At 67.9% G+C, this 21,640-nt stretch carries 27 protein-coding genes; 19 read left to right on the forward strand and 8 right to left on the reverse strand.

The annotated features are described in order from the left end of the window. The first annotated feature begins 333 nt into the window (after positions 1-333). From ACFC96_RS12015 to ACFC96_RS12025, 3 genes are all read left to right on the forward strand, one after another. Positions 334-2,304 (forward strand): potassium transporter Kup, encoded by a 1,971-nt coding sequence (locus ACFC96_RS12015; protein WP_376611804.1) that lies wholly within the window; start codon positions 334-336, stop codon positions 2,302-2,304. A 564-nt stretch (positions 2,305-2,868) separates the two neighbouring features. Continuing rightward, complete coding sequence (locus tag ACFC96_RS12020; protein WP_376611806.1) at positions 2,869-4,014, forward strand: tyrosine-type recombinase/integrase; 1,146 nt, start codon at positions 2,869-2,871, stop codon at positions 4,012-4,014. A gap of 385 nt (positions 4,015-4,399) precedes the next feature. Beyond that, positions 4,400-4,567 carry a DUF6233 domain-containing protein gene (locus ACFC96_RS12025; RefSeq protein ID WP_376611808.1) on the forward strand — a complete coding sequence of 56 codons (168 nt, stop codon included), beginning with the start codon at positions 4,400-4,402 and terminating at the stop codon, positions 4,565-4,567. Here ACFC96_RS12025 and ACFC96_RS12030 read toward each other — a convergent pair. The 4 genes from ACFC96_RS12030 to ACFC96_RS12045 all read right to left on the reverse strand — a co-directional run bounded on the left by ACFC96_RS12030 (position 4,564) and on the right by ACFC96_RS12045 (position 7,827). Then, the gene (locus tag ACFC96_RS12030; RefSeq protein WP_376611810.1) at positions 4,564-4,746 is read right to left on the reverse strand and encodes a hypothetical protein; all 183 of its coding nucleotides are present in this window, start codon (positions 4,744-4,746) and stop codon (positions 4,564-4,566) included. The genes ACFC96_RS12025 and ACFC96_RS12030 overlap by 4 nt on opposite strands. A gap of 519 nt (positions 4,747-5,265) precedes the next feature. After that, positions 5,266-5,844 (reverse strand): dienelactone hydrolase family protein, encoded by a 579-nt coding sequence (locus ACFC96_RS12035; RefSeq protein WP_376611811.1) that lies wholly within the window; start codon positions 5,842-5,844, stop codon positions 5,266-5,268. A gap of 239 nt (positions 5,845-6,083) precedes the next feature. After that, positions 6,084-6,758: an HAD family hydrolase gene (locus tag ACFC96_RS12040; RefSeq protein ID WP_376611813.1), complete on the reverse strand. Its 675-nt coding sequence runs from the start codon at positions 6,756-6,758 to the stop codon at positions 6,084-6,086. Between the two features lie 103 nt (positions 6,759-6,861). Next, the gene (locus ACFC96_RS12045; protein WP_376611815.1) at positions 6,862-7,827 is read right to left on the reverse strand and encodes an LLM class F420-dependent oxidoreductase; all 966 of its coding nucleotides are present in this window, start codon (positions 7,825-7,827) and stop codon (positions 6,862-6,864) included. 132 nt (positions 7,828-7,959) lie between these two features. On the opposite strand from ACFC96_RS12045, the gene ACFC96_RS12050 reads away from it, so the two are divergent. Further along, a complete protein-coding gene (locus ACFC96_RS12050) occupies positions 7,960-8,082 on the forward strand; it encodes a hypothetical protein (RefSeq protein WP_376611816.1) in 123 nt (40 codons plus the stop codon). 912 nt (positions 8,083-8,994) lie between these two features. Next, positions 8,995-9,204 carry a hypothetical protein gene (locus ACFC96_RS12055; RefSeq protein WP_340460714.1) on the forward strand — a complete coding sequence of 70 codons (210 nt, stop codon included), beginning with the start codon at positions 8,995-8,997 and terminating at the stop codon, positions 9,202-9,204. Between the two features lie 643 nt (positions 9,205-9,847). Here the strand turns inward: ACFC96_RS12055 and ACFC96_RS12060 are convergent. Next, positions 9,848-10,405 carry a hemerythrin domain-containing protein gene (locus ACFC96_RS12060; protein WP_376611818.1) on the reverse strand — a complete coding sequence of 186 codons (558 nt, stop codon included), beginning with the start codon at positions 10,403-10,405 and terminating at the stop codon, positions 9,848-9,850. Between the two features lie 610 nt (positions 10,406-11,015). On the opposite strand from ACFC96_RS12060, the gene ACFC96_RS12065 reads away from it, so the two are divergent. The 12 genes from ACFC96_RS12065 to ACFC96_RS12120 all read left to right on the forward strand — a co-directional run bounded on the left by ACFC96_RS12065 (position 11,016) and on the right by ACFC96_RS12120 (position 17,671). Then, complete coding sequence (locus ACFC96_RS12065; RefSeq protein ID WP_340461164.1) at positions 11,016-11,354, forward strand: phage holin family protein; 339 nt, start codon at positions 11,016-11,018, stop codon at positions 11,352-11,354. 49 nt (positions 11,355-11,403) lie between these two features. Continuing rightward, complete coding sequence (gene gvpO / locus ACFC96_RS12070; protein WP_340461163.1) at positions 11,404-11,712, forward strand: gas vesicle protein GvpO; 309 nt, start codon at positions 11,404-11,406, stop codon at positions 11,710-11,712. Between the two features lie 127 nt (positions 11,713-11,839). Beyond that, the gene (locus ACFC96_RS12075) at positions 11,840-12,271 is read left to right on the forward strand and encodes a gas vesicle structural protein GvpA (RefSeq protein WP_340461162.1); all 432 of its coding nucleotides are present in this window, start codon (positions 11,840-11,842) and stop codon (positions 12,269-12,271) included. Continuing rightward, on the forward strand, positions 12,268-13,020 hold the full coding sequence (locus ACFC96_RS12080; RefSeq protein ID WP_376611820.1) for a GvpL/GvpF family gas vesicle protein: 753 nt from the start codon (positions 12,268-12,270) through the stop codon (positions 13,018-13,020). The genes ACFC96_RS12075 and ACFC96_RS12080 overlap by 4 nt, the downstream gene beginning before the upstream one ends. 4 nt (positions 13,021-13,024) lie before the next feature. Next, on the forward strand, positions 13,025-13,264 hold the full coding sequence (locus ACFC96_RS12085) for a gas vesicle protein GvpG (RefSeq protein WP_376611822.1): 240 nt from the start codon (positions 13,025-13,027) through the stop codon (positions 13,262-13,264). Between the two features lie 12 nt (positions 13,265-13,276). Next, positions 13,277-13,873: a DNA primase gene (locus tag ACFC96_RS12090; protein WP_376611824.1), complete on the forward strand. Its 597-nt coding sequence runs from the start codon at positions 13,277-13,279 to the stop codon at positions 13,871-13,873. Next, on the forward strand, positions 13,866-15,002 hold the full coding sequence (locus ACFC96_RS12095; protein WP_376611825.1) for an SRPBCC family protein: 1,137 nt from the start codon (positions 13,866-13,868) through the stop codon (positions 15,000-15,002). The genes ACFC96_RS12090 and ACFC96_RS12095 overlap by 8 nt, the downstream gene beginning before the upstream one ends. Beyond that, on the forward strand, positions 14,999-15,346 hold the full coding sequence (locus ACFC96_RS12100; RefSeq protein ID WP_340460969.1) for a gas vesicle protein: 348 nt from the start codon (positions 14,999-15,001) through the stop codon (positions 15,344-15,346). Before ACFC96_RS12095 ends, ACFC96_RS12100 begins: the two co-directional genes overlap by 4 nt. Beyond that, the gene (locus ACFC96_RS12105) at positions 15,343-16,140 is read left to right on the forward strand and encodes a GvpL/GvpF family gas vesicle protein (RefSeq protein ID WP_376611827.1); all 798 of its coding nucleotides are present in this window, start codon (positions 15,343-15,345) and stop codon (positions 16,138-16,140) included. The genes ACFC96_RS12100 and ACFC96_RS12105 overlap by 4 nt, the downstream gene beginning before the upstream one ends. Beyond that, positions 16,137-16,328 carry a gas vesicle protein gene (locus tag ACFC96_RS12110; protein WP_376253107.1) on the forward strand — a complete coding sequence of 64 codons (192 nt, stop codon included), beginning with the start codon at positions 16,137-16,139 and terminating at the stop codon, positions 16,326-16,328. Before ACFC96_RS12105 ends, ACFC96_RS12110 begins: the two co-directional genes overlap by 4 nt. Then, positions 16,325-16,615 (forward strand): gas vesicle protein K, encoded by a 291-nt coding sequence (locus ACFC96_RS12115; protein WP_376253104.1) that lies wholly within the window; start codon positions 16,325-16,327, stop codon positions 16,613-16,615. Before ACFC96_RS12110 ends, ACFC96_RS12115 begins: the two co-directional genes overlap by 4 nt. Positions 16,616-17,143: 528 nt before the next feature. Continuing rightward, positions 17,144-17,671, forward strand: a complete 528-nt coding sequence (locus ACFC96_RS12120; protein ID WP_376611829.1) for an AAA family ATPase — start codon at positions 17,144-17,146, stop codon at positions 17,669-17,671. 77 nt (positions 17,672-17,748) lie between these two features. Here ACFC96_RS12120 and ACFC96_RS12125 read toward each other — a convergent pair whose 3' ends face one another. Continuing rightward, positions 17,749-18,270 (reverse strand): hypothetical protein, encoded by a 522-nt coding sequence (locus tag ACFC96_RS12125; RefSeq protein WP_376611831.1) that lies wholly within the window; start codon positions 18,268-18,270, stop codon positions 17,749-17,751. Between the two features lie 248 nt (positions 18,271-18,518). Further along, on the reverse strand, positions 18,519-18,926 hold the full coding sequence (locus ACFC96_RS12130; protein WP_376611833.1) for an Asp23/Gls24 family envelope stress response protein: 408 nt from the start codon (positions 18,924-18,926) through the stop codon (positions 18,519-18,521). Between the two features lie 487 nt (positions 18,927-19,413). Here ACFC96_RS12130 and ACFC96_RS12135 point away from each other — a divergent pair, with 487 nt between their 5' ends. Beyond that, positions 19,414-19,626: a hypothetical protein gene (locus ACFC96_RS12135; RefSeq protein ID WP_376253095.1), complete on the forward strand. Its 213-nt coding sequence runs from the start codon at positions 19,414-19,416 to the stop codon at positions 19,624-19,626. A 501-nt stretch (positions 19,627-20,127) separates the two neighbouring features. Here the strand turns inward: ACFC96_RS12135 and ACFC96_RS12140 are convergent. Continuing rightward, entirely contained in the window at positions 20,128-20,343 is a 216-nt protein-coding gene (locus ACFC96_RS12140; protein ID WP_376611835.1) for a hypothetical protein, read from the reverse strand. A gap of 569 nt (positions 20,344-20,912) precedes the next feature. Between ACFC96_RS12140 and ACFC96_RS12145 the strand changes: the two genes are divergently transcribed. Next, positions 20,913-21,134, forward strand: a complete 222-nt coding sequence (locus ACFC96_RS12145; RefSeq protein ID WP_376612287.1) for a hypothetical protein — start codon at positions 20,913-20,915, stop codon at positions 21,132-21,134. The last annotated feature ends 506 nt before the right edge of the window (positions 21,135-21,640 follow it).

The raw sequence follows: 21,640 nt of genomic DNA on the forward strand, positions 1-21,640 counted from the left end.
AGGACGCCCACATTGTCGCTGGCCCCGGAGGCACCTGACCATGCCGAGGTCAGGCAATCTCCGTCCGGCTCCGCTGCCGACTGTGCGCTGCATGCTCGAGATCCGCCGGACACTGCCCGGGCCCGGAGCGGTTCTGGCCAGGACTTCGGCCTGCCACGCCTCGGATACGACGTGGCCATGTCCCCGACGTGCTCCCCGCCCGCCCCCGGATACGCACCGGCGACGGTCACTGGGGCGAAGTGGCGCCCCTACCGACGATTGCGCCCTCGGATCGGTATCGTCCGCCCCGACGCCCCGGTCCGCGGCCCAGCGGCCCGCACGAGGAGGAGCACCATGGCCGATCGCCGACAGGAACCCGCGTCGGACGACGGGTCCCCGTCGCGGACACTGGACGCGCGTCGGGCGAGCGCGCGCGACACGGTGCGCCTCGCGGTGGTCATCGGTGCGCTCGGCGTGGTCTTCGGCGACATCGGGACCAGCCCGATCTACACGATCCAAACGGTGTTCAACCCCGACGACCCGCACCCCGTCCCGGTCAGCACGGACAATGTGTACGGGGTGGTGTCGCTGGTGTTCTGGTCGGTGATGATCATTGTCACGGTCACCTACGTGCTGCTCGCGATGCGCGCCGACAACGACGGCGAGGGCGGCATCATGGCGCTCATCACCCTGTTGCGACGGTTGAGTTCACAGCGCGGGCGCCGGGCCGCCGTCGTCCTGGCCGCGCTCGGCATCTTCGGCGCGTCCCTCTTCTTCGGCGACAGCATGATCACCCCGGCGATCTCGGTGCTGTCCGCGGTCGAAGGACTCAAGGTCGTCGAGCCGTCCCTGCGGGACGCGGTCGTACCCATCACCGCGGTGATCATCGTCATCCTCTTCCTGGTGCAGCGCAGGGGAACCGCCGCCGTGGGCCGGGTGTTCGGGCCCGTCATGATCGCCTGGTTCGTGACCATCGGTGCGTGCGGCGTCGCCGGCATCACCGACCACCCGGACATCCTCAAGGCCCTGTCACCGACGTACGCGCTGGGCTTCCTGTTCGGCCACTGGGGCACGGCCTTCTTCGCCCTGGCCGCGATCGTGCTCTCGGTCACCGGCGCCGAGGCGCTCTACGCCGACATGGGTCACTTCGGCCGCCGGGCGATCACCCGAGGCTGGCTGCTCCTCGTACTGCCCGCCTGCGTCCTGAGCTACATGGGCCAGGGCGCGCTGATCCTCGACGATCCGGACAACATCAGCAGCCCATTCTTCCTGCTCGTGCCCGGCTGGGGACGCTGGCCGATGGTCCTCCTGGCGACGGCGGCGACCGTGATCGCCTCCCAGGCGGTGATCACCGGCGCGTACTCGGTCGCCTCCCAGGCGGCCCAGCTGGGCTACCTGCCGAGGCTGCGCATCGCGCACACCTCCGAATCCACCATCGGTCAGATCTACGTCCCCTGGATCAACTGGCTCCTGATGGTCTCGGTCCTCACCCTGGTCTTCGCCTTCCGCAGCTCCGCGGCGCTGGCCTACGCGTTCGGCATGGCGGTCACCGGCACCATCACCATCACCACGCTGCTCTTCTTCTATGTCGCCCGCGCCAAGTGGGGCACGCCCCGGTGGCTGCTCGGTATCGGCGCGGGCGTGCTCCTCTTCGTGGACCTGCTGTTCGTGGCGGCCAACATGACCAAGCTCGTCCACGGCGCGTGGCTGCCGCTGCTGATCGGCCTCACGGCGTTCACCGTCATGACGACCTGGCAGCGGGGCCGCGAGCTGGTCACCGCGGAACGAGCCCGCGCCGAGGGGCCGTTGCCCGAGTTCGTCGACGACCTCCGCAGCGGCAAGGCTGCCACGCTCCAGGTCCCCGGCACGGCCGTCTTCCTGAACCGCGGCAAGGAGACCACGCCGCTGGCGATGCGGGCCAACGTCGTGCACAACCATGTGCGGCACGAGCAGGTCGTGATCCTCGCCCTGCAGACCGAGCCGGTGCCCCGTGTTCCGGCCGACCAGCGGGTCGTCGTGGACGATCTCGGCTACGCCGACGACGGGATCGTCCACGTCACCGGCCGGTTCGGCTACATGGAGACACCGGACGTGCCCGGTCTGCTGGCCACGCTCGACGCGGCCGAGACCGAAGGGCCGTTGCAGCTCGACCAGGCGTCCTACTTCCTGTCGAAGATCGAGCTCCGGCGTGGGAAGGCGCCGACGATGGCAGCGTGGCGCAAACGGCTGTTCATCGCCACCTCCTACATCACGTCCGACGCCGCCGAGTACTTCAGTCTGCCCCGCGACCGCACGGTCATCATGGGCGCGCACATCGAGGTGTAGGCGCACAGCGCGGGCAGCCGGCCCGTTCGGCCTGCATGGACGGCCGGTCCTGGCCATCCACGTCCGGCAGCGCCCAGCCCCATGCCGGTGCTGGAAGATCTTTTCGGGTACTTGGACTTGAAGATCGCCCGGAGAAGACACCACCCCAGGCGATCCTCTGCCGCGCGCGTCACCGAGCCGACGTCCTCTTCGCGATGCTCCGCGACGACCACCTCCGACCAGCCACCCACGCCGTACACGTGACCAGGGCTCCGCGAGAGCCGATACTGCCGTGAGTGAGTGAGTGGTCGGGAGCGCCGGTCCGCAACCGCACACTCATTTGATACTCCGTCAGTAAAGTCAGGAACAAGTCAGCAGCAGACCGCCGAACACCGCTCCCAGCCGCCACGGACCGCCGAGATCGAGAACCTTCCAAACCCGCTCCGACCAGGGATCTCACTGGTCAGAGGCTCAGATGCTACGCCCCTTTGGAGGACCCATGAAGATGCTCATCAACGTGCCCTAGTTTGGAGCGGCCGCAGGTCAGGACCATGCTGAGGAGCACTTGGTCAGCAAACTCCCAGCATGAGTCAGGAGACGTGCACGTTGGCGACCAAACTCATCCGTGGGATGGGCAGCTACTTCAAGACCTGCCCCTGCACCCGGCCGAGTCGATGCCCCCACCCGTACGCCATCCGCTATCGCGACGCCACGGGGCGTCAGCGCGAGGAGGCGGGATACGCAACACAAGACGACGCGCTCGAACAACTCGCAAAGTTGTACACCGACAAGCGGACCACACCTGCCAGGCAAGCCGAGCTGAAGAGGGAGCTCGGGAATAAGCACTTCGGCGAATACGCCTCACTCTGGCTGGGACGCCAGCGCCACTACGCGCCGGGCACCGTCCGAACCATCAGCCAATTGCTGGGCAGTCAGATTCTTCCGGTCCTCGAATCGCGGCGCATCAACTCCTTCGCCCCGACCGTGATCGACGACTTCATCATGTCGATGGACGAGAGCAGGGTCGGTCAGGCAACGCAGCAGAACGCCTTCGACACCCTCAAGAAGATCCTCCTCGACGCACACCGGCGCGGCGGAATCATCGACGACCCATTCGCCGGCGTCATCCCACCCGAGTACATCCCGCGGCAGATCACCATCCCCACGCCGGACGAGATTCACGCTCTCAAGGAGGCAGGCTCGGACGGCCTCGCACTCTTCATCGACCTGATGCGAGGCTGCGGACTTCGCAACGGTGAGGCCTTCGCCGCCAACATCAACCGCATGGTGGCGGACGACGTCTACCGGGTCACCGAGCAGATCGACGGCGTGAAGCGCGTCCGGGCCCGACTCAAGCACCGCAGGCCGGGCGAGTTCAGGGAGACCCCGCTGCCGGCCACCGTTCGCGAATCTCTGCTGAGGTACGAGAAACAGCACGGCACGGACGAGGAGGGCTACTTGCTGCGCACGCAGCGCAGTCCGTACTGGGCCCACACCACGCTCGACTACCAGTGGAACGCCGCGAAGAAGCGAGCGGGCATCACCCGCAAACTCAACCCCTACTCGCTACGTCACTTCTTCGCGTCCAACTGCCTGTCCCGCGGCATACCCATCACTGACGTCGCCGAGTGGATGGGGCACAAGGACATCAACATGACGTTCCGCATCTACCGGCACCTGATGCCCGCCTCCATCGGCCGCGCCGCCCGCCTGCTGGAATCCGGCCTCTGATCGCCACTGACACAGGCGAAGGGGGCCGGGCGATCGCCCGGCCCCCTATCAGGTGACCTTCTGCTGACGAGCCCACCGATCCAAATCGTCAACCTTGAACTTCAGCTTGCCGCCGAAGTAGTACCGCGGGACTCCATGCCGACGAGACTCTTCGATACATCCATCGCTCGGTCATGTCGAGATACGCGGCGGCATCAACAATGCCCATGTACTGACGTTCCATGAGTTCCTTCCGGTGGGACGCCGCAGAGGTTACGGCAGATCTTCGGCTGCTCAGAGCTGCGGCGAACGGAAGCGAGGCACGTCTCGGCTTCCTGCCTTCTCGGAGACGGAACGGCAGCGCGGCGCACAGGCCCAGCCCCCGGGCCCGGACTGGCTCATCGAGATGGGGCTCGGCCGCCGCGACCCCGTGTACGTCCACGTCGGGGGCTGCCACATGGCGGGCAAGCGCAGCCGAGGCGTCGACCGTGATCAAGCCTTGCGGGCCGTGACCGAGGGCATCGACTCCTGCCCGCACTGCCGGCCAGACACCGAGCTCGGCGTGCTCGACTAGATGCCGTCATCAAGCACCGTTGCCTGCGGCGTCGGCAGCCACAGGCCCGCATCCGCGACGCGCCACGCAGCCGAGCTGGGCGTGAGGCGGTAGCGGCGGTTCCGCGCTCGCAGCCAATCGATCGTCAGGCATCGCACCGTTACCACTCCCAGCTTGCGCTTCTCCTTGAGTACTGTCATGTCGAAAGGAGTCGATGGGAGCCACGTGACGTGGGGCTTGCAATGCCAAATAGGCTGCGCCGAGCTACTAACCCCGTCGCCTCACCGAAGCGGCCCGACGGCTGGCCGATCTGGGTCTCCCCGGTCCGCCCCGGCCGCGAGCGGCCGTCTATGACGCGGACGCGCGAGCACTGATCGTGAAGGCCATTGACGCGCTGGGCTGACCTGCGTTCGCCGAGGTCGATGACTGAATCGGCGCCGAGGGTGACCGCGCACCATACGCAGTCGCGCACTCGGTGATGCCGAACAGGCACATCAGCCTGAGGGGGTCGGCGCTGTCGGCCGCTTCGTTGAGTTTACCGACCGCAGGAGCTCGAATACCGGCTCTGAACTGCGGCGATCCATAGACTATATGTTCACGAAGGCGAGTTGGGATCGTTGCTGTAGCACGTCAGGGTCGTCTCGCGGGACGGCCCGACCACCGGGACGGTGGACAGGCCGCGCGGTCGTCAGCCGGACAGAAGCAGGTTGTTGATGCCCCTACTTGATGCGGTCGAGGAAGCCGAGCACCCGATGGTTGACCTGCTTTGCGGCCTGTTCGTCGTAGGACGGCAGGCTGCTGTCGGTGAACAGGTGGCTGTCGCCCGGGTAGAGGAACAGCTCGGCATCCGTCGCCGTCTCGACGAGCGCGCGGGCGGCGTCCACATCGCCCTCCCCGGCGAAGAGGGGATCTGTGTCCATGCCGTGGATCTGGACCGGGACGGCCTGGGGCCAGGCGCCGCCGAACTCCGAGATCGGGACGCATGCCTCGAGCAGCAGTGCGCCTTTTGCCCCGGGTCGGGTCTGAGCCAGCTTCTGTGCTGGCAGGACGCCGAGCGAGAAGCCAACATAGAAGAGCTCTGAAGGCAGCCCGTCGGCGGCGGCGGTTCCGCGCGCGGTGATCGTGTCGAACCCGGCGTTCTCGGCGTAGTCGGCGCCCTCCTCGAGGCTGTCGAAGACCTGCCCCTCGTATAGGTCTGGTGTGTGGACGATGTGTCCGGCCCGTCGCAACTGCTCGGCGAACTCGCGAACGCCGGCGGTCAGCCCGTGTCCATGGTGGAAGACCAGCACCTCAGCCATGTCGCTCCCCTCGTGCTGCGGCGCCCGGGCGGCGCTGCAGCACGAGTATGGCCCGCAGCACTGACATCCACAGGCCTCGGCTGGACAGGATCAGGTCGCAGTGCTTGCCGAAAGAGACGGCACCAGAGCGTCCCTCGTAGGCATTCTGCGTGAGCCGCTATGCCGCCAGATCATGATCGCGGCCCTGCAAGCCGCGGTCGCCCGCATACGCGTAGCAGCGTCTCCATCGAGACGGTGCGTCAGGCGCGGTGCTCGTACTCCGCGATCAGACTGCAATCCAGATGCGAGAGAAGGTCTGCAGGGTCCTGGTAGACAGCGACTGCTCCGGCTTCTTCGAGACCCGCGCGAGGGATGCCGCCCGACAGTAGCCCTACGGCCCTTGCGCCCGCCTCGGTGGCTGCCTTCATGTCCCATACCGTGTCCCCGACGAAGACGGCCTCCGTGACGGCCGCTCCAACGAGTTTCAGCGCTTGGTGAACCGGATCCGGTGCGGGTTTACCGGCCGCAACGTCATCGGCCGAGGCCACGCCGGCGATGACGTCATCCGCGTCGACGGCCCGCCGCAGAGCCTTGAGTTCGGCTCCCCCGGCAGAGGTGGCCAGCACGACAAGCCAGCCCCGGTCTGCGAGAGTGCGCAGCAGGTCCTGGGCACCGTCGAGAGCGGGGAGCCGGTCGAACCATGTGCCGTACAGCGTGTCATGGGCGGCCGCGAGGGCCTCGTCCTCGTCCCTGTCACGGCTGTCACCCAGCAGACGGGCGATGAGATCGCTTGCGCTGAGGCCGATCGCCCGGTGGATGTCCCGCATGGCCACATGGTGCCCCGCTTGCCGGAACGCCTCCCACCACGCGATGACGTGAAGGTGGTTGGTGTCGGTGAGGGTGCCGTCTACGTCGAACAGAACAGCGCGTGGCATGAGCGTTGCCTTCCGGGACGGGTAAGAGAGGTTCACGGGCGTGAAACACCGTGCACCGGTTCAGTCGGGGCGGACGAACGGCCGAGGGCACGGGTAGGCCCGTTCAAAGCTCTCGCAGTGCGGGCAGCAGGTGCTTGTCCGCCCAGTCGATGAAGGGGCGCTGCCGGTCGCCTCCCACCTGGACGAGTGCGATCTCGGTGAATCCCGCCTCGATGTATGGCCGGACAGCGTCGGCGAAGGCGCCGACATCGTCCCCGCAGGGGACCGTTTCTGCGACGTCGTCAGGCGTGACGTAGGTTGTCGCGGCTTCGAAGCCGGACGGGCCCGGCAACTCGGCATTGACCGGCCAGCCGCCCAAAGCCCAGCGGAACTGGTCGTGAGCACGGAGCACCGCGGCGTGCCGGTCGGTGTCGTAGCAGACCGGGAGCTGACCGATCTTCGGCTTGCCTGCCCCTCCGTGCCCGTCAAAGGCGTCCAGCAGTTCGGCCTTCGGCTCGGTGGCGATGACCAGGTCGGCCAGCCGTCCGGCGAGTGAACAGGAGCGTTCCCCGGAGACCGCGATCCCGATCGGAGGGGCTTGGCCCGGCAGGTCCCACAGCTTCGCGTTCTCCACGTCGAAATGAGTGCCCTGATGGTTCAGCTCACCGCCGGCGAAGAGAGCGCGGATGATCTCGACCGCCTCTTCCAGCATGTCGAGACGGACACCGGCCGACGGCCAGCCCCCGCCCACCACATGCTCGTTGAGGTTCTCCCCCGACCCGAGACCGAGACGGAATCGGCCCTCGGAGAGCAACTGCATCGTGGCCGCCTTCTGGGCCACCACAGCCGGGTGATAGCGAATCGTCGGGCAGGTCACGAACGTCATGAGCGGAATGCGTGTGGTGGCCTGAGCCGCAGCACCGAGGACACTCCAGGCGTAAGGTGCGTGCCCCTGCGAGGCGAGCCAGGGGAAGTAGTGATCCGACGTCACGGAGAAGTCGAACCCTGCCCGCTCCGCCGCGACGACATTGTCCACCAGAGTCCTCGGACCCGCTTGCTCCGTCATCATCGTGTAGCCGAATCGCACCATGGTTCACGATTTGCCGAAGCCCTAGCGTCCAAAACTCCTCGGGTTCCAGGTTCACCCCGTGCAACCCGCCGTCAGAAGAGGCCGACCGACCGCCAACTCTCGATGGTGAGGTCGGGTGCGCGGCCCGGAGCCGTGCTGTTGCCGCCGCCGAAGCTCCCGGTGTTGCTGCTGATTGAGGCGTTGGTGCCCCGTGATCGCTTCGGCTTCAAACGCAACGCTGTTCTCTGCATCTTCACCGGCGGCCTGTTGGTGTGATCTACCCAGCTGCCATGTCCGGTCCCGGCAGGGCGTCGCGTCCAGGTGATTTCCGAGCTCGCGTAGGCCGCACGCCACGGCTACCGCACGCCGGTACCGCTCCGCTCGTTCCGGCGACTGGACTGACTTCTCCGCTGGACCCGACTAGGGCGAGGGCGGGGGTGGCGTGACGCTTTTGACTGCGTCCCAAGCCGCACGCGCGACTTCCTCCGCCGCTCGGTCGTCGATGCGACCGCTGTCCTTCCAGCGGGCCAGCTCCTCGTGAGTGCCGGCACGGCACAAGTCCTCGTCAATAGCCTCGCGGGCGTCAGTCGATTCCATCGGTCCGAGTCCCCGGTTCCGCCGTCATGTAGCGCAAAGTATCTGCGGTTGGCCCAGCGCCGACTGCGCCACGCTCGCCACGTCACGCACATGAGCTGTTGCTCACCTGAGGCCTCTCTGCCCTCTGCAGCAGAAACTGTGCACCATCCGGTCAGCGGAGGTTCTCCCGCTCTCGGCCTCGGTATCCCTGTCATGTCGTAGGCCCCGCGGCTTGTCTGCTCAGCAAGAAGCAGCTGGGCCGATAGCCCTTCCCAGGCAGCGGCTGCTGCTCCGAAGCCGTGTACCCGCCATGGCGCACATATCCACGGTCAGCGCGTCGCTCCCCCTGACTGACGACACCGCGGCCTCGAAGCCCGGCCCTGCCGGTCGGCGAGCTCGGTCGGTGCCTGCACGAGGGTCACACGCGAAAAGCTGACTGGCCGTCAAGCATCAGCCGTCCGAGGTCAGGGTCCCGATGCGGGAGCGAAGTTAGCTTCAGTTGGCCACCGAGAACCTCGGGGGCATGCCACGGCACTACTGGTGCGTGACTTCGCGTAGCCGGGTCCGTTGGGCGAGAGTACAACCCCATGCCACCGTAGAGGAGCAGCGTAGATGGAATACCGCATCATCGCCGAGATGACTGAGCCCGATGGCGGGACCCTCAAGGAATGGCACATGGTCCGTTCCGACCAATCGGTCGCGATGTGCGGCCGTGAGCTCGACATGGAGCAGACGGAACTTCCGCCGGACGCCTGGGGTACTGAGAGGGCCAGGCCGTTCTGCCACAGCTGTGGAGCGCTGTTCCTGCGAGAGACGCCCTAGCGACGCCCCGGACTGCTGGTGGTGCCGTCTCCTGGGGAACAGGGTCACCCACGTCGCCGTCCCCACGCCGGAAGTAGACCGGATGGAGTGTCGACGGGCGACAGACCACGGGCGCACAGCCGAACGGCTCCGGGTCCACGGCCTCTTTCGCGGCGGAGCCGCCGGCGCTCTGCCAGTGCACGTCTGATCGGTCGGCGCCACCAGTCAGGCGTCATCGGGTGGCGTCAGTCGCTGCGAGGGCTTCGAGTGAGTCGCGGGACCTCCTGCGCGTCGTGCAGCGCGTGCGTGTCGTCGGCCAACGCCGCGTTCCGACCCGGCGGTGGCTATCGATGACGGGCAGGCCGGCGACCTTGTGAAGGGCCGTCGTGGCGAAGATTTCGCCGACGCTGACTTTGGCGCCATGGGGCCGGCCCGGCTCGGCCAGCCCCGGTCTGCTGCGGATTGCGGCCTTGCGCAGAGCCTCGGCGGTGGTGTCCCAGTCGGTCAGGAAGCCTTGGAGCCCATCGTCGGTGCCGCATATCGGCAGTGCGCCGACAGAGGACGTCGCCGGCGATAGCAATGATTCGCCGGAAGGGGGCTTATGCCGCGCGCTACAGGCGCGCACTTGTGCGTTTCGTCGTGTATCACGCAACGAAGGCGGCACCTACTGCCCGCGGCCGGAAAGGTAGTCGCGCACACGGTCGACCATTCCCAGCCCTGGGGCGAGCAGTTTGTTAGCCGGTGGGGTGCTCGGGGCGCTGGGGTGCGGGCGGGTGGGCGCAGTTTTCTTCGCCTGCCGCACCTTGTTGCCCAGCTCTTCAAGGACGTAGGAATGAACACCGTTGCGTAGCTGGGGAAAGAGGTTGTTTTCCTCGTCTTCCACGTGGGCGGTGACTTCGGTGTGTAGCTTCACCACCAGCCGGTCGAAGTCGAGATCGTCAGGTGCGCGCTGCTGGAGGTCGTCGAGGAGCTGCTCGACGCGGGCGTGGTCGGCGAGCTCTTTGTCCGCCAGGGCGTCGCCCTCCTTCAGATGTTCGCGCACGGCCGGATAGAGGTATTCCTCCTCGGCGACGGAGTGCCGAACCAGCTCGATCGTCAACGCATCCACCAAGCGCTTGCGGTCCTCGCTCCCGGGAGGAGTGTCCGAAAACTGCTTGAAGAGGTCATCGACCTCTCGATGGTCGGTGGTCAGTTCCGCGATCACATCACCGCCATGCCCCATGGCATGCCGCCTCTCGCTACGCAGCCAGCGTCTCCGGCTGTCCACCTCACGGTTTCCCGAGCCTGTGCGCGCCTAACACCGCCGTCGGCGCGATTGCACCAGGTGCCGTAGGGGTGAGGCATCGTGCACGTCCCATGGTGACCCCAGGCTGCGTGTCGGCCCTCGCCTCGCTCGTGAGGAGCCGGCAGGGTGCGGTGTCCACGAGCCAGCGTCGTCGGCCTCACCTCCTACCAGCCGAGGACCAGGTCGTCGAATGGCTGGTCATCGCCATCGGATGCAACTCCTGCGCCAGGCACTGGCCGAACAGAAAGGCGCAGCCCGCTGACCGGACCCGACCATGCGTGCGCACCAAATCGCCGCCGGAATGGCATGGTGGACGGCTCTGCCCATGCCGAGGTTCACCCGGGATACGAGGCACCGCAACGACCAGCTTCGTTCTACAGAGCTGCGGTCCTCTGGGCGCCGGCACGACGGCCGCCGCTCACATGGGTGCGGGCATGAACTGGATTTGTCTGACCCACGCCGATGGTGACGGCGGCCGGACGGGGTGTCCAATGCCGGGCCGGAGCCGCACTGTTAGGCGATCGGCGGCTCGGGTACTCGCGGCCGCATGGACCGCACGCACAGCACACACACGCTGGACAACCATCTGACGGAACAAGTGGAGCGGGCCGTCCGGGCCACCCTGCGCGAGGAGTTGCGCTCCGAACTGCGCGCAGCCTCCGCGAAGCAGCGGCGCCGCGCCATGTTCTACGCCGCGTCGGGCGCCGCAGCCCTCTACTGCGGCGCGGCCCTCGCGCTCGCGATCGGACTCGTCCTCGCCCTCGGGCTGCCCGGCTGGGGCGCCGCGCTCGTCACGGCCGTACTCCTGGCCGCGGCGGCCCTCGTCCTGCGCGGCGCGGCCCGGCCCCGGCCAGACACCAAGCGCCCTTCATCTCTGGGCAGTTGAAGTTTGAGACGGACGGGGAGGGTTACTCGGCGGGGGAGGTCACCACGACGTGTACGCACCCGACGACCTGAGCGAGGTGGAGGACGTGACCGGTCCCGCGGAGATCCTGCGTGAGGCGAGCGCACAGCTCTCGTCGCTCACCGGAATGGCGACCGAGTCCGTGACGTCCTTCGAACGCTCGGATGACGGCTGGGAGTTGGAGATCGAGGTGGTCGAAGTGGCCCGCGTCCCCGACACCATGAGCCTGCTGGCGACCTACCACGTGCGTCTCGATCCGCAGGGGACTCTTGTCGGCTACCGACGTGTGCGCCGCTACGAACGCGGGCGGGCCGATCCCAGGCCGGGCGGCGGCCGCTAGCAGAGCGACAGGGCAGCCCTTCGTAGGGCGGACGGCACCGCCATGCCCGCACCACATTCCACGACATGACCATTTCTGGCCCGGGCCAGACTTCCGCCGGGCCCCGCAACAAGGAGGTCCGTTCTCCATGACCGTTGTCCCCGCACAGCAGAGCGGTGGCGGTGGCGGCACGAGCGGCCTGTACGACGTCATAGAACTCGTCCTCGACCGAGGACTCGTCATCGACGCCTTCGTCCGGGTCTCCCTAGTCGGCATCGAGATCCTGAAGATCGACGTCAGGGTCGTCGTCGCCAGCGTCGACACCTATCTGCGCTTCGCCGAGGCCTGCAACCGCCTCGACCTCGAGGCGGGCTCCAAGCGCGACCCGGGCCTGCCTGACCTCGTCGGCGAAATGACAGAGTCCGGCGCGCGCGGCAAGTCGAAGGGCGCTCTGTCCGGCGCGGCGGAGACCATCTCCGACGCGTTCAGCCAGGCACGCGACGAGGGCCGCAGCGAGCAGAGGCCGCGCACGCGCCGCGCCACGTCCAGCCGCAAGAAGGAGCAGGAGGGGCAGGAGTGACCACGTACATCTACGGCATCGCCAGCCGCGAACACCCCGCGCTGCCGGACGGCATGGGCGGCATCGGCGAACCGGCGCGCCACGTCCGGATCGTGCGGGAGGGCGACCTCGCGGCGATCGTCAGTGACGCCCCCGACGACCTGCGCCCCAAGCGGCACGACCTGCTCGCGCACCAGAGCGTCCTGGCCGAGGCCGGCGCCGCCGGGGCCGTCCTGCCGATGCGCTTCGGCAGCCTGGCCCCCGACGACCCGTCCGTGGCGGCGGTGCTCGGCGAGCGCGCCGACCACTACCACGAGCGGCTGCGCGCCCTCGACGGCCGGGTCGAGTACAACGTCAAGGCCCAGCACGACGAAGAGGGCGTGCTGCACCGGGTGATGGCTGACGATGCAGAGCTCCGCTCCCTTGCCGAGGCCAACCGGCGGGCGGGCGGCGGCAGCCACGAGGAGAAACTGCGGCTCGGGGAGTCCGTCGTCGCGGCCGTGCAGGCCAGGGAGGCCGTGGATGCCGTCGAGGTGCGCCGGCTCCTGGAGCCGGCGGCCGACGCGGTGAGTCTCGGCCCCGACGGCACCGGCTGGCTCGCCAACCTCTCGTTCCTCGTACGGCGCGACGCGGTCGAGCATTTCCTCGCCGTCGTGGAGAAGCTGCGCGAGACGCACTCCCATATCGAGGTGAGGGCCAACGGCCCGCTGCCCCCGTACAGCTTCGTCGAGCCGGGGCCTTCGAGGCCCGCGGCCGAACCGCGGGCGTGACCGCGTGGGACTCCTCGGCGAGATCCTGCTGCTGCCTCTCGCACCGGTCCGCGGCTCGCGCTGGGTCATGGAGCAGGTGGTCGCCGAGGCCGAACGGCAGTACTACGACCCCGCGGCTGTCCGGGCGGCCCTTGCCCGCCTCGAGGAACGGCTCGAAGCGGGCGAGATCGACGACGCGACGTTCGACCGCCTGGAGGACGAACTCCTGGACCGGCTGGAGGCCGGCCGAAGCCACCGAATATGAGAGAAGGACCCGATGAACCGAGCAGCGATCGGCCTCGCGGTAGGGGCCGGGTACGTCCTCGGGCGTACGAAGAAGATGAAGCTGGCGTTCGCCGTCGGCACGCTGGTGGCCGGCAAACGGCTGCGACTCAAGGACGCGCTGGGCATCCTGGACTCACCGCAGTTCAAGGAGATCGGCGACCAGTTGCGCGAGGACCTCGCCGGGGTCGGCAAGGCGGCCACCGGGGCGCTCGTCGAGCGCCGGATGGAGGGGCTGGCGGGCGCGTTGCACGACCGTACGGAAGGGGTACGGGACCGGATCGACGGGGTGACGGCGCCGGTCGGCGGCCACGCGGCCGGTGACGACGACTCGGGCGACGCCGACCGTGACCGGGACGACGGTGATGACCGGGGTGACCGGGACCGGGCGCCCGCGCAGCGGTCGGGGCCCGGGCGGTCAGCGGGGAAGCGGTCCGCGACAAAACAGTCGGCGGCCAAGAAGCCCTCCGCGAAGAAGCCCGCCGGGAAGAAGGCGGCCCCGAAAAGCGCGTCGAAGTCCACCGCGGCCCCGCGCACCGCGAGCCGGCGCGTACCGCGCACACGGTCGAAGGGAGGCCGGGACGATGACTGACCCGACACGGACCGCCCGGTCCGCGACCGGGGCCACGCCCCTGAGCGGACTCGCCGGGAGCGAGGCGGCGGACCACCTCAAGGCGGAGGCACAGGAATACCTCACCGCCCAGGCCCAGCGGCTGCTGATCGGAGTGGGCCGCAAGCTGGGCGAGACGACACTCAAGCTGGACGACATCGCCGAGGGCCGAAGCCCCGGCTTCGCCCAGCTCGCACTGGACGGCGGCCGCAAGCTCGCCGAGGGGAAGGGACCCGTGCGCGGAGCCGTGGAGATCGGCGCCGCACGCCTCAAGGACAACGTCAAGCACACTTTCAAGGAAAACGTCCTCGAGCCCCTCAAGAACCTCGGCGGTGGCGGACGGGGCGGGCGCGGAGGCGGCGCGAGCCGGCAGCCCACCGTGATCATCGAGTACGTCGACATCGGCGTGGATCTGCGCACGGCGTACGACCAGTGGACCCGCTACCAGGACTTCAGCACGTTCGCGAAGGGCGTCAAGGGGGCGAGCCGTGCCGACGACGTCACCTCCAACTGGCAGCTCAAGGTGTTCTGGTCCACGCGGAGTTGGAAGGCGCATACGACCGATCAGGTGCCGGACGACCGGATCGCGTGGACGTCTGAGGGGGCCAAGGGCACCACGAAGGGTGTCGTCTCGTTCCACCGTCTCGACGACCGGCTGACCCGGGTCCTCCTGCTCGTCGAGTACCACCCCAAGGGCCTGTTCGAGAGGACGGGCAACATCTGGCGGGCCCAGGGCCGCCGGACCCGCCTCGACCTCAAGAACTTCGCACGGTTCGTCACCCTGCGGGGCGAGGTGAGCAACGGATGGCGCGGCGAGATCCGGGACGGCGAGGTGGTCCGCAGCCATGAGGACGCCGTCGAGGACCAGGACGACGACGGCTACGACGACGAGCTCGCGGACCCACCGGACGACTACGAAGCTGCCGGTGAAGAGCGGGACGAGGACGACTACGAAGCTGCCGTCGAAGAGCGAGACGAGGACGAGTACGAAGCCGCCGACGAGGAGCCGGACGAAGAAGCCCACGAAGGACGCGATGAAGAACTGGACGAAGAACTGGACGACTACGACGAGCCCGACGACACAGCCGAAACCACCCGGACCCGCCGATGACCACGGCGAGCAGGCTGCCCGAGTCCTACCGCGGCGGTGACGGTGGAGCCAACCTCGCCGACATCCTGGAACGCGTCCTGGACAAGGGCATCGTCATCGCCGGCGACATCCGGATCAACCTCCTCGACATCGAGCTGCTCACCATCAAACTGCGCCTCGTCGTCGCCTCCGTCGACAAAGCAAAGGAGATGGGCATCGACTGGTGGGAGGACGACCCGGCCCTGTCGTCCGGCGCCCGAGGCAAGGAACTCGCCCGTGAGAACGCCGAGTTGAGAGAACGCATCCAGGTCCTTGAAGCCCCCGGGGAGTCCCCGGTGGAGAGCGGAGGCGACACCCCGCCATGAGTACCGACCTGTGTTACGTCTACGCCGTCTGCCACCCCTTCGACGCTCCGCTCCAGGCGGAACTCGTCGGCGTCGAGGGCCGACCGCCCCGGCTGCTGCGGCACGAGGATCTGATCGCGGTGGTCGGCGCCGCCCCGGAGGCCGACTTCGCGGAGGAGCCCCTGCGCGCGCACCTGGAGGACCTGGACTGGCTCACGGCCACGGCTCGCGCCCACGAGGCCGTGGTCGCCGCCCTCACCACGGTCACCAGCCCCCTCCCGCTACGGCTCGCCACCGTGTTCCGCGACGATAGTGGGGTCCGCTCGATGATGCAGGAGGAGCGAGCCCGCTTCCACTCGGCCCTCGGCCGTCTCGCGGGACGCGTCGAATGGGGTGTGAAGGTGTACGCGGACGCGGCACCGACACCCCCGCCGCCCGAGCCACGTTCTGTGGCAGGCACGAGCGCGGGGCCGGGGACGGGACCGAGGTCGGGCCGCGCGTACCTGCGCAGCCGACGTGCGCAGCGCGACGCCCTGGACGACACCCGGCAACGCGCCGAGCGCTTCGCCGAGCGGCTGCACGAGGACCTCTCCCGGCACGCCGTCGCGACGAGGCCGCATCCGCCGCAGAACCCCGCTCTCGCGCGCGCGTCGGGCGTCAACATCCTCAACTCGGCCTACTTGGTCGACCGTACGGCGTCGGAAGACTTCATCGAACGGGTCGACGGGACGAAAGACGAGGAACCCGACGTGCGCGTCGAGCTCACCGGGCCCTGGGCCGGCTACTCCTTCACGATGGAGGGGGCCGGGCGATGACCGTCATGGAGCGCCGTGAAATCGCCCTCGTCGACCTCCTCGACCGGCTACTCGCCGGCGGGGTCGTCCTGGTCGGCAACGTCACGCTGCGGATCGCGGACGTGGACCTCGTCCGCATCGACCTGAACGCCCTTATCAGCTCAGTCGACGGCCAGGTGCCGTCGCCCTGGGGGGACGGACCGACATGACGACGCACCGGAACCGGGTCGCGCTCGACCCCGACACCGTCGAGCGCGACCTGATGAAACTCGTCCTGACAGTCGTCGAGCTGCTGCGTCAGCTGATGGAACGCCAGGCATTGCGCCGCTTCGACACCGGAGACCTGGACGAGGACCAGGAGGAGCGGATCGGACTCACCCTGATGCTCCTCGACGACCGCATGGCCGAGCTGCGACAGCGTTACAGCCTGCAGCCCGAGGACCTCAACCTCGACCTCGGGCCCCTCGGACCGCTGCTTCCCCGGGAGCCGTCATAGACCCGTCCACCCGCCCGCTGCCAATCGCCCACACCCGGCCGTACCCCCTCCCCGAGTCGGTCTGCGGCGGGTGAAGGCCAACGAAGTCGAGTGGAACGCCGCCCTCGCCGGGCACGGCCCCGCCCTCTCGCTGCCCCCAGGAGGTTTCCGCACACCTGGCAGGTCTGGAGCGAGGTGCTCGCCCCGCCGGCCACCCACCACCTCGTGATCGCGCCCGACATGCATGTTCGGAGCGAGCGGGCAGCGCAGGACCACGACTTGACGGGATGCGCCCTCGATGACCTGACCACATCGTGCCGCCGTACCACCCTGCTGCCCTGCTGCGGCCGTTGGAACCTTTCCTCGCGGCGAGGCCCTGCTCCGAGTGGCTTGCTGTCCCCTCGACGTGAGGGCCAGTTCGCTCTGAGCGCATGCTGAGCGATCCCGACGGGCTCACAGGGGTTATGGGGCTTGCCTTCGCCCAATCTGCGCCCTGCGCGGTGCGCTGCCATCCATACGCCTCCGGCCTGTTACGGCAGCATGGAGTCCATGCTCATAGTCATCGGCGGACTGCCCGGCACCGGTAAGACAACACTCGCGCGGCTCCTGGCCGCGCGTATCGGCGCGGTGCACCTGCGCATCGATACGATCGAGCAGGCAATCGTCCGCTCAGGCCTCGCCAAGCGCCCTCTCGGACCAGTCGGCTACACGGTCGGATACGCCCTGTCCAAGGAGCACCTCCAGCAGGGACTCACTGTGATCGCGGAATCGGTGAACCCCCTGTCCATCACCCGCGATGCCTGGCGGGACACTGGCGCAGACGCCGGCGTCACCGCCATCGAGATCGAAGTGATCTGCTCAGATCCGGCCGAGCACCAACAGCGCGTGACCTCACGCTCGGTCGACATCCCCGACCTGAAGCTGCCCAACTGGCAACAGGTCCTCGACCACGACTACGAACCCTGGAACCGGGAGCACGTCATCATCGACACCGCCGGGCAAGACCCGCAAGCGTCCCTCGCCTCGCTCATCCGCCATCTCGACCGCCTCGCTGCGGGCAGGAACATATTGACGTGAACGGCGGTGCGCCCACCGCGCCCAGCAGGATGGAACGGCATGGAACCGATGCAGTGGCCATCATCATTGGGCTTTCGTCAGTCGAAACGGCAGCGAGAGCCGGGAAGAACTCCTGCCGTCACGACCCAGGCAAAAAAATCAACCGCCGCAAACGGCATCTCGTGGCCAGCAGCAACCTGCCGACGGCCACCTAGGTCGGATGGCCGGGCGCTTTCGCGATGCATGAAGTCCTGTTCCGCTCCAGCTCCGCGCGCCCCGAGGCCGCCATCGTCGGGGCCGACGCTATCTGCTGGGGCGCGAGCCGGGATCGGCGCGGTGGCCATCGCCTCAGTGCGGTGGAGTGCCCTGGGAGTGACCCGTCTGTCGTCGGTGCGGGGGTGAGTGGACAGCTCGGTATCACCATCGAGGACCCGATAGCAGGTGTCCTCGAAAAGGATCGTCACGATCCTCCCGGCATGCGTGCGACCGATCCGCAGCCGCTTGCCCTCGACCGTGATCCGGCCGTCTGCGTTCACCTTCCGCCGGGCCCGAAGGGTCTGCGCGGAAGCTGGGATGGTCAGGGTGCGTGGGCTGCGGGCTCCGCCGGTCTGTCGGATCACAATCTAAGAGCTTGCCAGGTCGTTGAAGGGGGTCCCCCGATAGGCGCGGCGCCCTGCACGAGGTGTCGACGTGGCCGCTCAGCACTACCTCGAGTCGTCTTCTCGTCTGCCGCAGCAGGAGGAACCGGCCCTTCCTGCGCGGGGCTACAAGCCGAGGAACGCAACACAATGCGCAGCAACCAAGAGCTGGCACGCTGAGCTGGCGAGTCGCACGGGCCTCGGAGAAGTCGCAGTGGGCCCACCGGTCACTACTGAACCCGCCCGACGGCCGCCTCTTCGTTCTCTTCATCAGGCAGGTGGACGTCGGTGACCGCGATGTTGACCTCGACGACTTCGAGCCCGGTCATACGCTCTACCGCCGCAATGACATTCTCCCGGGCCTCCGCCGCGGCCTCGGCAATAGAAAGGCCATACTCGGTGACGAGCGTCAGGTCGATGGCGGTCTGACGCTCGCCGACCTCGACGTTGACCCCGCGGGTGGCGCTGGTGCGGCCGCCAGGCACCATGCCGCGCACCGAGCCCATGCTGCGGGTGCCGCCGCCCAGGGCATAGATGCCGGGTGTCTCCCGCGCCGCCATCGCGGCGACCTTCTCCACGACCCCGTCCGCGATGGTGGTCCTGCCCCGGGTCGCTGGCGCCCGGGTCGCTCCGGGCATTCCCTGCGATGGTGTTCCGTCCCTGACTGGGGGCTGGCCGGTGTCTACGCTGGTCGCCTCCGCCATGGGAAGCCACCTCCTCGACTATCAGCTCGGCACCCCCGAGGCAGCCGGGCAACCGTACTTGTACACGGATCAAGCACTTTCTTCAGCCGGGCCACGACGCAATCGGACGGCCAATATCGCCACCAGCCACCCTGCCCAACAGAGGGAACCGTGTCATGGACTCTCCTCCTGGCGCAGCTGGGGCAAGTAGGGACTATTGGAGCCAGGCCGGAAGAGCGCGCCTGCCTCCACGCTGCCCAACAGCAAGCCGCACCTGGAGGTCTGCCCTTTCAGGGTGCCTCTCTTCTTCCCGAAGCGCCATGATGCCCGCCACGGCGGCGTCGCCCGGCAACAGCGCCGACGACAAACAAGCCGTGATCGCTCGCTCCGGCAAGACCGACCCGTGCCAGCTCTTCGACACACCCTGCCGTTGGGAGGATGAGTGACGCGCCACCAGGGTGCTCCTCCTCCCCCCTCTGACACGAACCCCATCGACGAGGACCCCACCGACGCCTGGCATCAGCTGTCCTGCGGCCACGGCGCCATGGGCCCGCGCGTCTACGACTGGGCGGCGGCACAGCTACCCGCCAATATCGCCTTCCACCCAGATCCACCCACGCACGAGCACTGGGTGCTGGCCCGCTGCACCAGATGAGAGCGCTGATGACTTGGCCTACGCTCCCGTCGGCACCAACGTCGAGAAGTTGGTCGCCGTCGTCGGCTCGAGCTGGACGATCGAGGACTGCTTCCAGAGCGCCAAGGGCCAGTGCGGCCTCGACGAATGTAGTTCAGCACCTTGTCGGTGGTCGACTTGCCCAGCTTCTTCGGTGCCTCCGCCCTTTGCGCTCCATCTCCGGCCTGCGTCCGGCCTCGACCGGCTCGGGCGTCTCATCGCGGACATGATGGTCTTTTGGCCCTGGAAGCAACACTTCTGTCATGCGCGCCGAGTACCCCTCCTCACTCACTCCTACCGCACCTCGAAAGCACCTCTGCGCAGCTCAAGAAGCAGTCACGATCCGTCGTCCTCAGCGACAACGCGCGCGGCAGTACCACCAGGCACCGCTCACTATGCGTCTGAGCAGAGCCCCCTACAGGGGCGGACTCGCCGACGCCCGCACGTGGCGGTCAAAGGTGACGCGACGGCCGGGCCAGGTCATCAGGCAGCGTCCTCATGTCCCCCAACAATGCGGCGATCAGCAGCTGGTTGACTCGTGCTCTGGATCAGGCGCAAACGGTGGCCGCGAGCATGGCGGGCCCTCAGCTGCTTGCTGAACAGCCGCTCCTCCAGGCGATCCACTCCATACAGCAGCAGGCCCAACATCGGTAGCAGCAGAACAGCCACGACGATCACAACACCAGCCTCCTTCTGCATGGCAAACACCCCTGCCAGGTACCCACAACCGGGCCGGAATCAGGAGGACATTGTGGAGATCTAGTGACCACACACACGTAGGCAGCCAAAGGGCCAGGCCAGCTCCGCGTGGCGGAAGGGCAGTGAGTGAGCGCCGGTTGGGTAGTCGCATGCTCAGCAGAGACGCTCGACCGGCCGTCATGGCGCGGCGCGGCTCGCGCGGACGAGGCAGATGTGAGGTGAACGGCTGTGTCGCACACACAACCGCAGGACGCCGGTCCTGACCGCCGGTGTTCCCTACGTCCTCATCCGAATGGGGTCGCCGGCCGTCAGCTCGGGGGATGGCGTTGAGAGCGGCGATGTCCTACCAGCGCTTGCCGTCGGCGAGGTTCCTGACTCAGACGGCCTCTGAAGCAGCGCTCCCGGGAGTGTTACGCCGTCGGTGTCTTTGGCCTCGGGCCTTCTTGCCGTGCTGGACATGCGGGAGATCACGGGAGGTGGTCGCGGTCTCCTTGACGGCCCAGTCAACACCGATCCCGGCCGGCTACCGGCAGCGCTCGCACCTCGGCAGGGACACGGAGGCGAATCCCATGGGCCCTGGCGGATGCATTCTGCTCATCGGCGCAGGCGCCATCCCCGCGTTCGGCACCGACTGGCAGATGCGGAGCGTCAACCTCGATGCGGTCGGCGCGATCATGATGATCCTCGACGTCATCGGTGCACTGGCCTTCACCAGCATCGCCAAACGCAGGCGGGTCGTCGTGCCATCGCCCCCTCCGCTCATCAACGAGAAGCGAGATCGCCGTCTCTGATACGCGGTGACAGGTTCGCAGCGGACACCGTTAGGCCACGGGCGATTCTCCGCACCTCCATCGCGTCGAGCCCCAATGAGCCTGCATTCACGGCAAGTTGAGGGACCGGAAAGAAACCAGCCGGACGATTTCGCCGCACATCACTACTCGGCGCCGCGCTCCTCGAACCGCGCGAGCTCGGTGAAGCCCGGCATAGCCATGAGGTGCATCGAGGGGTCGTTGGCGGGCTGAGCGCAGGGCGCAAACGGCTCGCTGGGACAGCACGTCGGCGTGTCGCTGCGCACCCATTGGCGGCGGATCCGGATCTCCCACCTCTGCGGCGGTGGCGGGGACACTGAGGGGTGATCGACGCGCTCCCGCTCAACCACAGCCCAGGGACGACTTGGGCCTACCTGCCTAATACGTTCGGGTCGGGGAAGGCGTTCACAAACAGGCTGCGCAAGTGGCCAGCTGCCGGTGCCTGGGCGAAAGCGTTCACCGTCCCGCTCGTGCAGGCCGTCGCCGAG

It is taken from the genome of Streptomyces sp. NPDC055955, assembly GCF_042270245.1.
Lineage (GTDB): Bacteria > Actinomycetota > Actinomycetes > Streptomycetales > Streptomycetaceae > Streptomyces.

Excerpts from the sequence above, each read along its gene's own strand:
- ACFC96_RS12015 (WP_376611804.1), top strand. The coding sequence starts at position 334 with ATGGCCGATCGCCGACAGGAACCCGCGTCGGACGACGGGTCCCCGTCG.
- ACFC96_RS12020 (WP_376611806.1), top strand. The coding sequence starts at position 2,869 with ATGAGTCAGGAGACGTGCACGTTGGCGACCAAACTCATCCGTGGGATG.
- ACFC96_RS12025 (WP_376611808.1), top strand. The coding sequence starts at position 4,400 with ATGGGGCTCGGCCGCCGCGACCCCGTGTACGTCCACGTCGGGGGCTGC.
- ACFC96_RS12030 (WP_376611810.1), bottom strand. The coding sequence starts at position 4,746 with ATGACAGTACTCAAGGAGAAGCGCAAGCTGGGAGTGGTAACGGTGCGA.
- ACFC96_RS12035 (WP_376611811.1), bottom strand. The coding sequence starts at position 5,844 with ATGGCTGAGGTGCTGGTCTTCCACCATGGACACGGGCTGACCGCCGGC.
- ACFC96_RS12040 (WP_376611813.1), bottom strand. The coding sequence starts at position 6,758 with ATGCCACGCGCTGTTCTGTTCGACGTAGACGGCACCCTCACCGACACC.
- ACFC96_RS12045 (WP_376611815.1), bottom strand. The coding sequence starts at position 7,827 with ATGGTGCGATTCGGCTACACGATGATGACGGAGCAAGCGGGTCCGAGG.
- ACFC96_RS12055 (WP_340460714.1), top strand. The coding sequence starts at position 8,995 with ATGGAATACCGCATCATCGCCGAGATGACTGAGCCCGATGGCGGGACC.
- ACFC96_RS12060 (WP_376611818.1), bottom strand. The coding sequence starts at position 10,405 with ATGGGGCATGGCGGTGATGTGATCGCGGAACTGACCACCGACCATCGA.
- ACFC96_RS12065 (WP_340461164.1), top strand. The coding sequence starts at position 11,016 with ATGGACCGCACGCACAGCACACACACGCTGGACAACCATCTGACGGAA.
- ACFC96_RS12075 (WP_340461162.1), top strand. The coding sequence starts at position 11,840 with ATGACCGTTGTCCCCGCACAGCAGAGCGGTGGCGGTGGCGGCACGAGC.
- ACFC96_RS12090 (WP_376611824.1), top strand. The coding sequence starts at position 13,277 with ATGAACCGAGCAGCGATCGGCCTCGCGGTAGGGGCCGGGTACGTCCTC.
- ACFC96_RS12095 (WP_376611825.1), top strand. The coding sequence starts at position 13,866 with ATGACTGACCCGACACGGACCGCCCGGTCCGCGACCGGGGCCACGCCC.
- ACFC96_RS12100 (WP_340460969.1), top strand. The coding sequence starts at position 14,999 with ATGACCACGGCGAGCAGGCTGCCCGAGTCCTACCGCGGCGGTGACGGT.
- ACFC96_RS12105 (WP_376611827.1), top strand. The coding sequence starts at position 15,343 with ATGAGTACCGACCTGTGTTACGTCTACGCCGTCTGCCACCCCTTCGAC.
- ACFC96_RS12110 (WP_376253107.1), top strand. The coding sequence starts at position 16,137 with ATGACCGTCATGGAGCGCCGTGAAATCGCCCTCGTCGACCTCCTCGAC.
- ACFC96_RS12115 (WP_376253104.1), top strand. The coding sequence starts at position 16,325 with ATGACGACGCACCGGAACCGGGTCGCGCTCGACCCCGACACCGTCGAG.
- ACFC96_RS12120 (WP_376611829.1), top strand. The coding sequence starts at position 17,144 with ATGCTCATAGTCATCGGCGGACTGCCCGGCACCGGTAAGACAACACTC.
- ACFC96_RS12130 (WP_376611833.1), bottom strand. The coding sequence starts at position 18,926 with ATGCCCGGAGCGACCCGGGCGCCAGCGACCCGGGGCAGGACCACCATC.
- ACFC96_RS12140 (WP_376611835.1), bottom strand. The coding sequence starts at position 20,343 with ATGCAGAAGGAGGCTGGTGTTGTGATCGTCGTGGCTGTTCTGCTGCTA.
- ACFC96_RS12145 (WP_376612287.1), top strand. The coding sequence starts at position 20,913 with ATGGGCCCTGGCGGATGCATTCTGCTCATCGGCGCAGGCGCCATCCCC.